Annotated in this window: 12 protein-coding genes; 6 read left to right on the top strand and 6 right to left on the bottom strand. The window is 65.4% G+C overall.

Annotated elements, in window-relative coordinates; all coding sequences use genetic code 11:
• Positions 1 to 3 precede the first annotated feature (3 nt).
• Genes FYJ91_RS18990 through FYJ91_RS18980 form a run of 3 tightly spaced genes read left to right on the top strand, consistent with a single transcriptional unit; the run spans position 4 to position 3,658 of the window.
• Positions 4 to 1,206: a CoA transferase gene (locus FYJ91_RS18990; RefSeq protein ID WP_149523900.1), complete on the top strand. Its 1,203-nt coding sequence runs from the start codon at positions 4 to 6 to the stop codon at positions 1,204 to 1,206.
• Entirely contained in the window at positions 1,203 to 2,027 is an 825-nt protein-coding gene (locus FYJ91_RS18985) for an HTD2 family dehydratase (RefSeq protein WP_149523899.1), read from the top strand. The genes FYJ91_RS18990 and FYJ91_RS18985 overlap by 4 nt, the downstream gene beginning before the upstream one ends.
• Positions 2,024 to 3,658 (top strand): acyl-CoA dehydrogenase family protein, encoded by a 1,635-nt coding sequence (locus FYJ91_RS18980; RefSeq protein WP_149523898.1) that lies wholly within the window; start codon positions 2,024 to 2,026, stop codon positions 3,656 to 3,658. The genes FYJ91_RS18985 and FYJ91_RS18980 overlap by 4 nt, the downstream gene beginning before the upstream one ends.
• A 104-nt stretch (positions 3,659 to 3,762) precedes the next feature.
• On the opposite strand, the gene FYJ91_RS18975 is transcribed toward FYJ91_RS18980, so the two are convergent.
• Positions 3,763 to 4,236 carry a nuclear transport factor 2 family protein gene (locus tag FYJ91_RS18975; protein ID WP_181008592.1) on the bottom strand — a complete coding sequence of 158 codons (474 nt, stop codon included), beginning with the start codon at positions 4,234 to 4,236 and terminating at the stop codon, positions 3,763 to 3,765.
• A gap of 133 nt (positions 4,237 to 4,369) precedes the next feature.
• On the opposite strand from FYJ91_RS18975, the gene FYJ91_RS18970 reads away from it, so the two are divergent.
• Together FYJ91_RS18970 and FYJ91_RS18965 are read left to right on the top strand one after the other, a co-directional pair.
• Positions 4,370 to 6,085, top strand: coding sequence for a class I adenylate-forming enzyme family protein (locus tag FYJ91_RS18970; protein ID WP_149523896.1), 1,716 nt, complete (start codon positions 4,370 to 4,372; stop codon positions 6,083 to 6,085).
• 27 nt (positions 6,086 to 6,112) lie between these two features.
• Entirely contained in the window at positions 6,113 to 7,039 is a 927-nt protein-coding gene (locus tag FYJ91_RS18965; RefSeq protein ID WP_219822620.1) for an alpha/beta hydrolase, read from the top strand.
• On the opposite strand, the gene FYJ91_RS18960 is transcribed toward FYJ91_RS18965, so the two are convergent.
• The 5 genes from FYJ91_RS18960 to FYJ91_RS18940 all read right to left on the bottom strand — a co-directional run bounded on the left by FYJ91_RS18960 (position 7,036) and on the right by FYJ91_RS18940 (position 11,579).
• The gene (locus FYJ91_RS18960; protein ID WP_149523895.1) at positions 7,036 to 7,608 is read right to left on the bottom strand and encodes a hypothetical protein; all 573 of its coding nucleotides are present in this window, start codon (positions 7,606 to 7,608) and stop codon (positions 7,036 to 7,038) included. The two genes, FYJ91_RS18965 and FYJ91_RS18960, sit on opposite strands and share 4 nt — an antisense overlap.
• A 4-nt stretch (positions 7,609 to 7,612) precedes the next feature.
• Positions 7,613 to 8,713, bottom strand: coding sequence for an acyl-CoA dehydrogenase family protein (locus FYJ91_RS18955; protein WP_149523894.1), 1,101 nt, complete (start codon positions 8,711 to 8,713; stop codon positions 7,613 to 7,615).
• 3 nt (positions 8,714 to 8,716) lie between these two features.
• Positions 8,717 to 9,883 (bottom strand): acyl-CoA dehydrogenase family protein, encoded by a 1,167-nt coding sequence (locus FYJ91_RS18950; RefSeq protein ID WP_149523893.1) that lies wholly within the window; start codon positions 9,881 to 9,883, stop codon positions 8,717 to 8,719.
• Positions 9,884 to 9,893: 10 nt separating this feature from the next.
• Positions 9,894 to 10,766, bottom strand: coding sequence for an amidohydrolase family protein (locus FYJ91_RS18945; protein ID WP_149523892.1), 873 nt, complete (start codon positions 10,764 to 10,766; stop codon positions 9,894 to 9,896).
• A gap of 123 nt (positions 10,767 to 10,889) precedes the next feature.
• Complete coding sequence (locus FYJ91_RS18940) at positions 10,890 to 11,579, bottom strand: TetR/AcrR family transcriptional regulator (RefSeq protein WP_181008591.1); 690 nt, start codon at positions 11,577 to 11,579, stop codon at positions 10,890 to 10,892.
• Positions 11,580 to 11,689: 110 nt separating this feature from the next.
• Here FYJ91_RS18940 and FYJ91_RS18935 point away from each other — a divergent pair, with 110 nt between their 5' ends.
• The gene (locus FYJ91_RS18935) at positions 11,690 to 12,892 is read left to right on the top strand and encodes a thiolase family protein (RefSeq protein ID WP_149523957.1); all 1,203 of its coding nucleotides are present in this window, start codon (positions 11,690 to 11,692) and stop codon (positions 12,890 to 12,892) included.
• The last annotated feature ends 32 nt before the right edge of the window (positions 12,893 to 12,924 follow it).

Below are 12,924 nucleotides of genomic sequence, written 5' to 3'. Positions count from 1 at the left end.
TCGATGTACGATCTCCTCAAAGGTCTGACCGTAGTCGAGGGCGCGGCGTTCATCGCCGGGCCTTCGTGTGGCCTCCATTTCGCGCAGATGGGCGCGACCGTGATCCGCTTCGACCAGATCGGCGGCGGCCCCGACAGCGCGCGCTGGCCGATCGGCCCGGACGGGCAGAGCCTTTATTGGGAAGGGCTGAACAAGGGCAAAAAGTCGATCGCGATCGACCTCAGCAAGCCCGAGGGCCGCGAACTTTCGCAGCGTATCGCGACCAGCGGCGACGGCCTGTTCGTCACCAATTTCCCGGTGCAGGGCTTCCTCAGCTACGAAAAGCTGTCGGCGCTGCGCGAGGATCTGATCTGCCTGCGCGTGATGGGCTGGGCCGATGGCACGCCTGCGGTCGATTATACGATCAACGCCAGCGTCGGCGTGCCGACGATGACGGGGCATCCCGACGATCCCCGTCCGGTGAACCACGTCCTGCCGGCATGGGATCTCTATGCGGGCGCGATGGCGGCGTTCAACATGCTGGCGGCTGAGCGCGATCGGCGGCTGAGCGGCAAGGGCCGCGAAATCCGCCTTGCGCTCTCCGATCTCGCCGCAGCGACGATGGGCAATCTGGGCAATGTCGCCGAAGTGATGCTGGGCGGCGCCGATCGTCCGCGCAGCGGCAACAACCTGTTCGGCGCCTTCGGCCGCGACTTCGCGACGGCGGATGGCGAGCGGGTGATGCTGGTCGCGATCACCCCGCGCCAGTGGACCGGGCTGATCAAGGCGCTGGGTCTCGCCGACGCGATCGCGGCGCTCGAGAGCGCACTCGGCGTCGACTTCGCCAGGGACGAGGGGGCGCGTTTCAATCACCGTGCCCGCGTCGATGCGCTCGTCGAAGGCGCGATCGAGAAGCTGCCGCTGTCGGCCTGCGCAGAGGTATTCGACGGGGCGGGCTGCACCTGGTCGATCTATCGCACGCTGCAGCAATCGCTGGCGAAGGAGCCGCGGCTGTTCGGCGAAAATCCGATCTTCTCGAACGTCACCCATGCGGGCGGCGCATCCTATCCGACGCCGGGTGCGGCCGCGCGGCTTCCCGCCGACGAGCGCAAGCCCGCCGCGCCCTCGCCGAAGATCGGGCAGGATACCGACGAAGTGCTGGCGACCCTGCTGGGCCTCAGCAGCGGCGAAATCGGCAAGCTTCACGATCAGGGACTGGTGGCATGAGCGACATCACCGAAGACATGATCGCCGAATGGCGCAGCGCGATCGGGCGTACCGAGACGCTGAAGCAGCGGCTCGAAGCCGAACCGCTGCGGCGGTACGCGCTTGCAGTCGGCAGCGACCGTAATGTGGAGAAGGTGCTGCCGCCGCTGGCGCACTGGGCCTTCTTCCTGCCCGAACCCGCCGATGGCGACATCGGTGAGGACGGGCATCCGAAGCGCGGCGGCTTCCTGCCCGCGATCACCTTGCCGCGCCGCATGTTCGCATCGGCCAAGATCCGCTTCGAAGCGCCGCTGCTGATCGGGGAGGAGGCCGAACTGGTCTCGACCGTCGCCGACGTCACGCACAAGAGCGGCCGTTCGGGCGATCTGGTGTTCGTCGAGGTGGATCGCGAACTACGCCAGGGCGGCGTGGTGCGCGTCACCGAACGGCAGAGCTATGTCTATCGCGATGCCGACAACAATCCGGTGCCGCTGCCGACGCCGACGGCGGATCCGCTCGATGGCGATCTGTGGGAGCCGTCGACGGTCAACCTGTTCCGTTTCTCGGCCGTCACGTTCAACGGGCACCGCATCCATTATGATGTGCCCTATGCGACGGGTGTCGAGGGCTATCCGGCGCTGATCGTCCACGGGCCGTTCATCGCCGCGAAGCTCGCCGCGCTTGCGGCGACCAAGGGCGAGCTCGCCAGCTTCGACTTCCGCGCGTCGGCCCCGATCTTCCTCGGCCAGCCGATCCGCCTTCAGCACGCCGGCGACGGCGAAGTTCAGGCCGTCCGTTGCGACGGCGCCACCTCCACGTCCGCGAAAGTGACCTATAAATGACCGACTGGATCGCCTCCGCCGCCGCTGCCGCCAGCGCCGCGCGCACCTATGCCAAGGCCGCGCAGGCCAAGGTCGGCGCCACGATCGCGCCTTCGGGCAAGGTCGAAAGCAAGCTTGCCGATCAGCAGCAGCGCCTCGTCCACGGCTTCGCCTGGATCGCGACGACCGCTGAAGCCATCGCCGCCATCGCCGACTGGGCGGCGCGCGGGCAGTCGGCCGGCCGCCAGCGCGAGATCGACGTGCTGACGCTGCGCATCGGCGTGGGCGAATATCTGGCGCAGCTGCTCGGCGGCGTGCCGATGAGCCAGAACGAATATGCGCGTCCGGGCGAACTGGGCATCATGGATGCGGCGGCGACGCTGGCGGCTGACGAGGCCGTGAAGGTATTCCTGGCCGACGGCAACACCGCCGAGACGCGCCTCGCGCTTGCGAACCTGCTGCGCGGCGGCGAGCTGCCCGACGAGGCGCTCGACGACGAGACGATGGACATGATCCGCGAACAGTTCCGTACCTTCGCGGCCGATCGCATCGCCCCCAACGCGCATGCCTGGCACCTTGCCGACGAACTGATCCCCGACTCGGTGATCGCAGAGATGGCCGAACTCGGCGTGTTCGGCGTCTGCATCGAGGAAGAGTTCGGTGGCCTCGGCCTCGGCAAGCTCGCCATGTGCCTCGTCTCCGAAGAACTCTCGCGCGGGTGGATCTGCGCCGGTTCGCTCGGCACGCGTTCGGAAATTGCGGGCGAACTGATCGGCCAGAACGGCACGGCTGAGCAGAAGGCCAAGTGGCTTCCCGGCATCGCGGCGGGCACGATCCTGCCCACCGCCGTCTTCACCGAACCCGACACCGGCTCCGATCTCGCCTCGGTCCGCACCCGCGCGATCAAGCAGGATGACGGCAGCTGGAACCTGAAGGGCAGCAAGACCTGGATTACCCATGCCGGGCGCGCGGACGTGATGACGGTGCTGTGCCGCACCGATCCGAACACGCCGGGCTATGGCGGGCTTTCGATGATGCTCGCGGCGAAGGGGCGTTCGGAGGGGACGAACTTCCCCGACGAAGGGCTGGACGGCAGCGAGATCGAAGTGCTCGGCTATCGCGGCATGAAGGAGTTCGTGCTGTCGTTCGACGACTTCAAGGTCGCCGAAGACGGCTTGCTCGGCGGCAATGAGGGGCAGGGCTTCAAGCAGCTGATGAAGACCTTCGAAGGCGCGCGCATCCAGACGGCGGCACGCGCAATCGGCGTGGGCTGGAACGCGTTCGACGTGGCGCTGCGCTACGCCACCGAGCGCAAGCAGTTCGGCAAGCAGCTCGCCGAATTCCCGCGCGTCACCGACAAATTGGCGCTGATGGTCGCCGAACTGGTGATGGCGCGCGAGCTGACCTATTCGTCGGCGCGCCACAAGGATAAGGGCCAGCGTTGCGACATCGAAGCCGGCATGGCCAAGCTGCTCGGCGCGCGGGTCGCGTGGTCGAATGCCGACCTCAACGTCCAGATCCACGGCGGCAACGGCTATGCGCTCGAATATGAAGCAAGCCGCATCCTGTGCGACGCACGCATCCTCAACATTTTCGAGGGCGCGGCCGAGATCCAGGCGCATGTGATCGGGCGCGGGCTGGCGACGGCCTGACCTCAAAAGTCTCGTCATTGCGAGCATAGCGAAGCAATCCATTCCGCAGTTCGGAGTGGATTGCTTCGTCGCCTCCGGCTCCTCGCAATGACGATGTGGGGAGGTTAGAGCACCGCCTTGAATAAGGCCGCCGCATCCTCGCGGCCGGTCGATCGCGAGACGCGCTTCGTGATCTGCCAGCGCCCCTCGCGCTTCTCCAGTTCCCAGCGCCCGAAAGACTGGCGCCAAACCTTCACGTCGCCATCCTCGCGGACATAGACGGTCGCATAGCCGGTCGCGACCGCGCGTGTGCCGTCGATCTCGACCACGAACGGCCCCATTACATGCGCGCAATTGGGCAGGATCGCCTGATGGAGCGGCGATGCGACGATGCCGCGGGTGGCATCGCGCCCGTCCATGAACACGCTCGCGTCGATGTCGACATGCGTATCCTCGGCATAGAGCAGGCTCGCCTCGATCTCGCTGTTGCTGTCGACGGCGAGGCCGTAGCGGATCAAGTGCGCCTGGATCGCGCGTTCGTCCTCCAATCGCTCGATGCGGGCGGCGAGTTGCTCAAGGGTGGGGGTGGTCGTCTCCATATCTCCGGGTAACCGTGTTGGCGCAGTCGGGCATAGCCGAAACGGTGTAGGTGGCTTCCCATTGAAACCCATTATAGCTTAGGTTCAGTCGAACAGAGACCGCCAACCGGCGGCGCGTGGATCGAGGAACCGAATGAGCGATATCTACCCCGCCTATGCCGAAATCGTGTCGCGGCTGACCGCGCCGGGGGCGCCGTTCGAAATCGTGCCGGTCGCGGTGCGCGGCGAGGAAATCCGGGCTTATGCGGGCGCGTCCGAAAATCTGATCGACATCTATCTCGATACTGCCGCCAAGTTCGCCGATCGCCCGCTACTGTGGGAAAATGGCGACTTCACGAGCTATGCGGAAATGTTCGCGGCGGCGTGGCGCCTGGCGGGCGGGCTGGCCGATCGCTTCGGCGTGGGGCCGGGCGACCGGGTCGGCATCGTCATGCGCAATCGCGGCGAATATCTGCTGTCGCTGTTCGCCTGCGCGCGGATCGGTGCGGTCGCGGTGCTGGTCAACAGCCGGGGTTCGGCCGACGAACTCAGTGCGGCGACCAGCGACGTCGATTGCAAGGTGATCGTCGCCGACGGCCCGCGCGCGGCCCTGCTGCGCAAGGGCGGCTGCGAGGCGCCGATCGTCTTCATTCCGGAAGATGACCGCCCGGTCGACGTATCGGGCGCCACGCCGTTCGCCGAACTGACCGATGCGCGTCAGGCCGAGGCGCCGATCGTTCGCGTCGCGCTCGACGATCCGTGCTGGATCCTGTTCACCTCGGGCACGTCGGGCCGCCCCAAGGGCGCGGTGCTGACCCAGCGCAACATCACGCAGATGATCCACAATCTCGGCTTCTACGCCGCGAGCGGGATGGCGCTGGCGGCGACGTTGATGAAGGTCGAGATCGACGTGATCCGCAAGAATGCGAAGCCGCCGTCGAACCTGCTGATCGTGCCGCTGTTCCACATTTCGGGGCTGACCGCGATTGCGGGCTCGCTGATGGGCGGCGGCCTGATCACGATCATGCGCCGCTGGGACAAGGAAGAGGCCGCGCGCCTGATCGCTGCCAACAGCGTGACGCAGCTGACCGGGCCGCCGATGGTGTTCGAAGATCTGCTCGACCTGCCCGACGGCGTCGCGCGGATGGCGACGATCAACAATGTCGCGATCGGCGGACAGGCGCTGCCGCCCAATCTGGCGCAGCGCATCCGCGATGCTTTCCCGCGCGTGAGCCTGGGCAATGGCTGGGGCATGACCGAGGCGAGCGGCAGCGTGTGTGCCGGCTCCGGCCCGCTGATGGCGCCGCGCCCGCGTTCGGCTGGGATGATCTGCCCGGTGATGGAGACGCGTGCGGTCGACGAGGCGGGCAAAGTGCTTCCGGCCGGGGAGTCGGGCGAGTTGCAGGTGCGCGGGCCGTTCGTGATGGCCGGTTACTGGAACCAGCCGGAGAAGACCGCCGAGGTTCTGAAGGACGGTTGGTACGCCACCGGCGACGTCGGCTTCATCGATGCGCAGGGCTATATCCACATCGTCGATCGCCTGAAGGAGATGATCATCACCCATGGCGAGAATGTCTATTGTGCCGAGGTGGAGCGCGTTCTCGAAGCGTCGGGCCAGTTCCTGGAGGTTTCGACCTTCGGCATTCCCGATGAGCGCGCGGGCGAACTGATGGTCGCGGCGGTCGTGCCGCGTCCGGATGGGCCGACCGACGCGGCGGGGGTCAAAGCGATCGCGAAGGCGGGGCTGGCCGACTACAAGGTTCCGACGCACGTCATGATCGGGATGCGTTCGCTGCCGCGCACCGCGACGGGCAAGGTCGAGAAGCGCAAGTTGCGCGAGGCGTTCCTGGCGGCGCTCGAAACAGTCTGAAAAGGCGGTCGAGTAGGAGGGAGTGTGATGATGACCAAGCTCGATGCCGACGCGCGCGCTGCGCTCGACGAATATTATACGCTGGTGACGGTGCCGGTCGAAACGCTGCCGCATCTCGAATATCGCGCCCGAGTCGATGCCGGGGGCGATCTCAAGCCCAAGCAGCCGATTACCCGGGTCGAGGATTTCGCGGTTCCGGGGCCGGATGGGGACATTCCCGTCCGCCTCTACGCGCATGGCGATGCACCGGCGCCGACGCTGGTTTTCTATCATGGCGGCGGCTTCGTGATCGGTTCGATCAAGAGCCATGACGCGACCGCGCGCGCGATCGCGCTGGCGACGGGCTGGGCGGTGCTGTCGGTCGACTATCGCCTCGCGCCCGAGCATCGCTTTCCGGCGGCGGCGGAGGATTGCTACGCCGCGCTCGTCTGGGCGGCGTCCGATGCGGCGAGGGCCAAGGGGATCGACACCGCGAACCTTGCGGTCGGCGGCGACAGCGCGGGCGGCAATCTGGCAGCGGTTGCTTCGATCATCGCGCGCGATCGGGGCGGGCCAGTGCTGCGGCATCAGCTGCTGATCTACCCGGTGGTCGACGTCGATTTCGACACGCCGAGCTATATCGAGAATGCCGACGGCTATCTGCTCAGCCGCGATGCGATGAAATGGTATTGGGACCATTATATGGGCCCCGATGGCGATCGCAGCCACCCGCACGCGACGCCGATCAACGCCGAGGTCCATGATCTTCCGCCCGCCACCGTCATCACCGCCGGCTTCGATCCGTTGCGCGATGAGGGCGAGGCTTATGCGAAGAAGCTCGAGGCTGCCGGGATCGACGTGGAAATGACGCGTTATCCGGGCGCCTTCCACGGTTTCGTCGGGATGGGTGATCTCCAGTCGGGTCGCGATGCGATGGCGCAGATCGCGCGGCGATTGACGGGATCGGTAGCTTAAGCCGTCGGCTGACTCTGCAGTTCGATCAGCTGGCCGTAGAGGAAGCTGCCCGAGACGATCACGTCCTGATGGACGAAGGCCTGCACGGTGCTCGCGCCCTTCGCGCCCGATCCGCCGGGGCCGAAGACGCGGATGTGCATGCGATCGCCGAGGGTGGCGCCGAGCGCGGCTCGCAGCCGCCCGGCGGCCTCGGTGACGGCCTCGCCCGAGGGATAGCGGATCGCGAAGTGGGGGACGCCGAACGGTTTGCTGCGCGCTATGCTGCGATATTCGGCGAGGGTTGCGGCGAAGCCTGCATCCTCGTCCGCCAGCTTCAGAAGCCGCGTCTCCATCGCCTGCTGTTCGGGCCGCATCGGCGACAGGAAGAAGGCATTGTTGCGCATGTCGCGATCGACGGGATTGGGGTGAGCGGCGAGGAAGCTTTCCTCGCCGTCGCCCGAAAAACCAGTGTCCGATATCGCGCAGCCAAGCGCCTCGGCCATCGCCACCGCAAGGTGCCGTTCGCCGGGGCGGTAGAGCGCTTCGATATGGTTGAGCAGATTGCCGCGATAGTCAGCGATCCGCTCCACCGTGTCAGATCCCGAACGCCTGGGTGGCGATCCGGTCGGTATGGAAATGCGCGTCGCCGAACAGTTCGCTCGCCACGCGCACCCGCTTGTAAAAGAGGCCGATGTCGAGTTCGTCGGTGACGCCGATGCCGCCGTGCATGTGGGTCGCCTCGACCATTACGTCATAAGCGAGCTTGCTCATCGCGCCCTTGGACAAGCTGCAGAGCATCGTGGCTGCCTTGTCGCCCTCGTCCAGCGCGCGCAGCGCCTTGAGGACGGCGCCGCGGGTCAGGTCGAGCCGGGCATAGAGCCGCGCCGCGCGGTGCTGGAGCGCCTGAAAACTGCCGATCGGGCGACCGAACTGCACGCGTTCCTTGAGATAGGCGACGGTGCGGTCGAAGGCTTCGTCGGCGATGCCGAGCAGTTCGGCCGCCAGCAGCGCGCGAGCGACGTCGAGCGTGCGCGCGATCGCCGCCTTGGCGGCTCCCACCTCGCCGAGCGGTGTCGCGGGCGTATCCGCGAAATCCACATCGGCGGCATTGCGGCTGTCGATCAGGTCGAGCGGACGGACGGTGACGCCCGCTGCCGACGGATCGACCAGGAACAGGCCTGGTCCCGCATCGGTCGCCGCGACGACGATCAGCAGCTTCGCGCCGACGCCGTCGAGGACGATCTTCTTGGTGCCGCTGACCTTGCCGTCCTTGAAGGTGACGGCGGTGCCCGCAGGATTGTGGCGGAGCCCTTCCTCGAAGGCGAAGCCGACAATCAGGTTGCCCGCGATGATCTTCGGCAGCAGATCGGCCTTCTGTTCCGCGCTGCCCACCTGCACCACCAGCTCGGCAGCGATCGCGGCCGAGAGAAAGGGGGTGGGGGCGAGGGTGTGGCCCATCTGCTCGGCGATCAGGCCGGCGGCGGCATAACCCATGCCGAGGCCGCCTTCGGCCTCGGGCACATGCGGCGCGATGAAGCCGTTTTCGGCCATCTCGCCCCAAACCGATGGCGTGTAGCGCAAAGTGTCGCCGCTATCGCGTAGCGCGCGCAGCGCGGAGACGGGCGCCGACTTCGTCAGGAAGCCGCGCGCGGCGTCGACGAGCATCACCTCGTCTTCGGTCAATACCAGCGGCATGGATCAGAGCTCCGGAAGGCCAAGCGCGCGCTTGGACAGGATGTTGAGCTGCACCTCGTTCGATCCGCCCGCAATGCAGTTTGCGGGGGCGTGGAGGTAGGAATGGACCGGTTCGCTCATCAGGTCGTTGATCGCTTCGAATCCGCCGATGCTCATCAGCAGCTCGCCGCGACGATAGTTGAGCTCGGTCCCCATGAGTTTCAGGACCGAGGGCGAGAATTGCGAGAATTGCTTCGCCTTGCCCATGTCCTTGAGCCGTTCGACCGCGATGCCGAGGATCCAGCTTTCCATCTCATGCTGCGCGATCGCGATGCGCAGACCCGGATCGGCCTTGAGTCCGTCGGCGCCCAGCTTGGCCTTGGCAACGCTCGATACCGTCTCGGTGACCGAATTGGTCATCGAAGATCCGATCATCTCGCGTTCGTGGCCCAGCAGATATTTGGTGACGTCCCAGCCCTTGCCGCGCGGCCCGACGACCTGATCGGCGGGTGCGGTCGCATTGTCGAAGAAGGTCTGCACGAAGGGATCGTCGCCGTTGATCAGCTTGATCGGCTTGGTTGTGACGCCGGGCTGATCCATGTCGATCAGGATGAAGCTGATCCCCTGATGCTTGGGCGCATCGGGTTCGGTGCGGACCAAAGTGAAGATCATGTCGCACTTGTCGCCGTTGGTGGTCCAGATCTTCGATCCGTTGACCACCCACTGGCCGTCTTTCAATTCGCCCTTGGTCGACAGGCTCGCAAGGTCGGAGCCGGCGCCCGGTTCCGAATAGCCCTGTGCCCAGCGGATTTCGCCGCGCGCGATCTTGGGCAGATGCTCGGCCTTCTGCTCGGGCGTGCCGAAGTGCAGCAATGCCGGCCCGAGCATCCAGATGCCCAGGCTCTGCAACGGCGACTGCGCCTGAATACGGCGCATTTCCTGCTGCAATATGTTGGCGCGGGCCTTGTCGAGCCCCGCGCCGCCATATTCGACCGGCCATTCGGGCACGGTCCAGCCCTTGTCGCGCATCCGTTCGAACCAGAGCTGCTGGTCCTCGTCCTGGAACACGGCCTTGCGGCCGCCCCAATAATTGAACGTGGAGAAACCCCGGAATGCTCCGCGCCGGCTCTGGGGGCAATTGGCCTCCAGCCAGGCGCGGGTTTCGGCGCGGAAGTCGTCGAGATCGCTCATCGTTCTGACCTCAGCTGATGCCGAACAGTGTCAGCGCGTTTTCGCGCAGGAATTTCGGCCAGACATGATCCTTGAGCGGGAGGTTGTCCAAATCCGCGAAGATCGTGTCGAGGCTGATGCCCATCGGGAAATAGCCCGCGTACATCACCTTATCGGCGCCGCGCGAGTTCATGTAGTTGATGATCGACTTGGGATAATGCTTCGGGCGGAACGCCGAGGGGCTGTAATACAGGTTCGGGAACTTGATCATAAGCTTGACGGCCAGATCGTCCCACGGCTCGGCGCCATGGCGCATCACGAACTTGAGTTCGGGGAAGAACCAGACGACCTCTTCGATCAGCTCGGTCTTCTGCACCATGCTCGGAAAGCGCGGGCCGCAGATGCCGGTGTTGACGAAGACGGGCAGCCCTTCCTCGACGCAGGCGGCATAAACCGGGAACATCTTCTTGTCGTCGATCGCGACCTGGGGGACGAGGCCCGAGGGGAAAATCGAGACGGCGTTGATGCCGTAATCCTTCTTCGCCTGCTTGATCTGGCGGACGGTTTCCATGCCCCGATTGGGGTTTACGTCGAGGATCTGGAGGAAGCGATGCCGGTTCTTCGAGATCGTCTCACGGATTTCCGGGCGCCCTTCATAGACGCCGACGAGCGCGCGCTCGATATTGTGCTTGTCCATCTGCTGAAGGACCCACTCGACCTTGTCGGCGCTGTCGTCGACCGACGGAATGTCCTTGAACATATATTGGGCTGGCATCTTGAACTGCTGACGGCTTTCCTCGTCCATCATCAGCGGCTTGAGATATTCGTACATCTCGTGATTGCTGGACGAGATGGGGATGCCCATCATCAGATCGATGGCGGCGATGTCCTTGGGCCTCGGCACGATATCCCTCCTCTTAGCGCTCTATCGGCGCGGAAGAGGGGGCTTTGACGGGCGTGCAACGCCCTTGGCCGGTCTCCCCTCCGCCCGTTCGTTATAGTGCGTTATAGTAGCCGGAAGGGGCTATCAAGCGGATTCGGGCGCGGGTTCCGGCAATGCGGATGCGTAGAGCGCGGCGAGCAGTTCGGCGCGGAATTCCTCGCCGAACATGCCCAGGCAGACGATCAGGATCGCCGCGCGCATCTCGCTGCGCATCCGCACGTCGTCCCATCCGCGGCGCACCCAGCGCTGCATCGTCGCTTCGTACATCCGCGTGATCTGCGCGGTCAGCATCGACTTGGGCAGGTCCAGTCGGATCGCGCCGTCATCGACCAGACCCTCGACCAGCGGACGGAGCAGCAGGTCCGACAGCGGCGATATCAGGCGCGAGCTTTCCGCCGCGCCCAGCGTCGCCATCCCGCGCGAAAGCGCTCGATAGAAATGCGGCTTGCGCTCGAGCACCTGCAGCAGATGCTCGATGACCGCGAGCACGCGATCGACCGGCGGGGCAGGGGCGATCGTGGCGTAAACCGCATGGAAATGCTCGATCTCGCGCTGGAACACCGCTTCGAGGATCGCGGCCTTCGATCCGAACAGATTGTACGGCGTGGCAAGGCTCAACCCCGCACGTGCTGCGAGTTCGGGCATCGAGAATTCGCCATTCTCGCGTTCGTTGATCAGTTCCTTGGCCGCGCGGACCAGCCGCTGGCGCCGCTCGTTCATGCCGCGTGCACGGGCGCCTGCGGGCGTCAAGTCCTCATTGGGGGCTGCTTCCATGCTTCCGAGCATTAGGTGAAACCCAGATTGCGTCAAGCGAAGGCGGTGGCTCTTGCCTATGATGGCCGAGCTTACCAAATAGAGATTACTGAATAGAGCGGGGAACGATGATGACGGAAGCGGTGATTGTCTCGACGGCACGGACCGGGATCGGCCGGGCCTATAAGGGTGCGTTCAACGATACCGAGGCGCCCGCGCTCAGCGCCCACGTCATCCGCGCCGCCGTGGAGCGCGCGGGAATCGATCCCGCCAGCGCCGACGATGTCTTCTGGGGTGTCGCCAGCCAATATGGCAATCAGGGCTATAATCAGGGCCGTATGGTCGTCTTCTCCTCCGGCCTGCCGATCTCGGTTCCAGGCTTCACGATGGATCGCAAGTGCGGTTCGGGCCTGACCGCGATCGCTATGGCCGCGCGTTCGATCGTCTCGGGCGACATCGACGTCGCGATTGCAGGCGGCATGGAATCGATCTCGCTGACGATGAACAAGCATGCGCCAACCTATCGCCGGGAATCGGACAGCGTGAAGGCCGGCAATGCGCTGGCCTATATGGCGATGCTCGAGACCGCCGAGGTCGTCGCCGAACGTTATAATATCAGCCGTGAAGTGCAGGACGAATATTCGGCCGAGAGCCACCGCCGCGCCGCAGCCGCGCAGGCCGAGGGCCGCTTCGCCGACGAGATCGTGCCGATCACCGTCACCAAGAACATCGTCGAGAAGGACGGCAGCGTCTCGGGCACCGAGCAGGTGACGCTCGACCGCGACGAGGGTGTGCGCGGGGACACCACGCTCGAAGGTCTCGCCAAGCTCAAGCCCGTCTGGAAGGACGGCATGCTGATCCAGGAAGGCAAGTTCATCACCGCCGGCAATTCGAGCCAGTTGTCGGACGGCGCATCGGCACAGGTGCTGATGAGCCGCGCGGCCGCCGAAAAGGGCGGTCATCCGATCCTGGGCGTCTATCGCGGTTTCCAGGCCTATGGTTGCGGGCCGGAGGAAATGGGCATCGGCCCGGTCTTCGCGATCCCCAAGCTGCTCGACCGTGCGGGTCTCAAGATTTCCGACGTCGGCCTGTGGGAGCTGAACGAGGCGTTCGGCAGCCAGGTCGTCTATTGCCGTGACAAGCTGGGCATCGATCCGTCGATCTACAATGTCGACGGCGGCGGCATCTCGATGGGCCACCCCTTCGGCATGACCGGCAGCCGCATCGCGGGCCACGCGCTGATCGAAGGCAAGCGTCGCGGCGTGAAATACGTCGTCGCGTCGATGTGCATCGCCGGCGGCATGGGTGCCGCTGCCTTGTTCGAGATCGTCTGATCCGGGGAGGGCGCCGGGCCTGGTCCGGCGCC

Origin of the sequence: Sphingomonas montanisoli, assembly GCF_008274695.1 — a bacterium.
GTDB classification, from domain to species: Bacteria; Pseudomonadota; Alphaproteobacteria; order Sphingomonadales; family Sphingomonadaceae; genus Rhizorhabdus; species Rhizorhabdus montanisoli.
This window is presented reverse-complemented; position numbering and strand designations above follow the sequence as displayed.

Coding starts and splice junctions, on each gene's coding strand:
- FYJ91_RS18955 (WP_149523894.1), bottom strand. CDS start 8,713: ATGCCGCTGGTATTGACCGAAGACGAGGTGATGCTCGTCGACGCCGCG.
- FYJ91_RS18975 (WP_181008592.1), bottom strand. CDS start 4,236: ATGGAGACGACCACCCCCACCCTTGAGCAACTCGCCGCCCGCATCGAG.
- FYJ91_RS18950 (WP_149523893.1), bottom strand. CDS start 9,883: ATGAGCGATCTCGACGACTTCCGCGCCGAAACCCGCGCCTGGCTGGAG.
- FYJ91_RS18990 (WP_149523900.1), top strand. CDS start 4: ATGTACGATCTCCTCAAAGGTCTGACCGTAGTCGAGGGCGCGGCGTTC.
- FYJ91_RS18985 (WP_149523899.1), top strand. CDS start 1,203: ATGAGCGACATCACCGAAGACATGATCGCCGAATGGCGCAGCGCGATC.
- FYJ91_RS18965 (WP_219822620.1), top strand. CDS start 6,113: ATGATGACCAAGCTCGATGCCGACGCGCGCGCTGCGCTCGACGAATAT.
- FYJ91_RS18970 (WP_149523896.1), top strand. CDS start 4,370: ATGAGCGATATCTACCCCGCCTATGCCGAAATCGTGTCGCGGCTGACC.
- FYJ91_RS18940 (WP_181008591.1), bottom strand. CDS start 11,579: ATGGAAGCAGCCCCCAATGAGGACTTGACGCCCGCAGGCGCCCGTGCA.
- FYJ91_RS18935 (WP_149523957.1), top strand. CDS start 11,690: ATGACGGAAGCGGTGATTGTCTCGACGGCACGGACCGGGATCGGCCGG.
- FYJ91_RS18980 (WP_149523898.1), top strand. CDS start 2,024: ATGACCGACTGGATCGCCTCCGCCGCCGCTGCCGCCAGCGCCGCGCGC.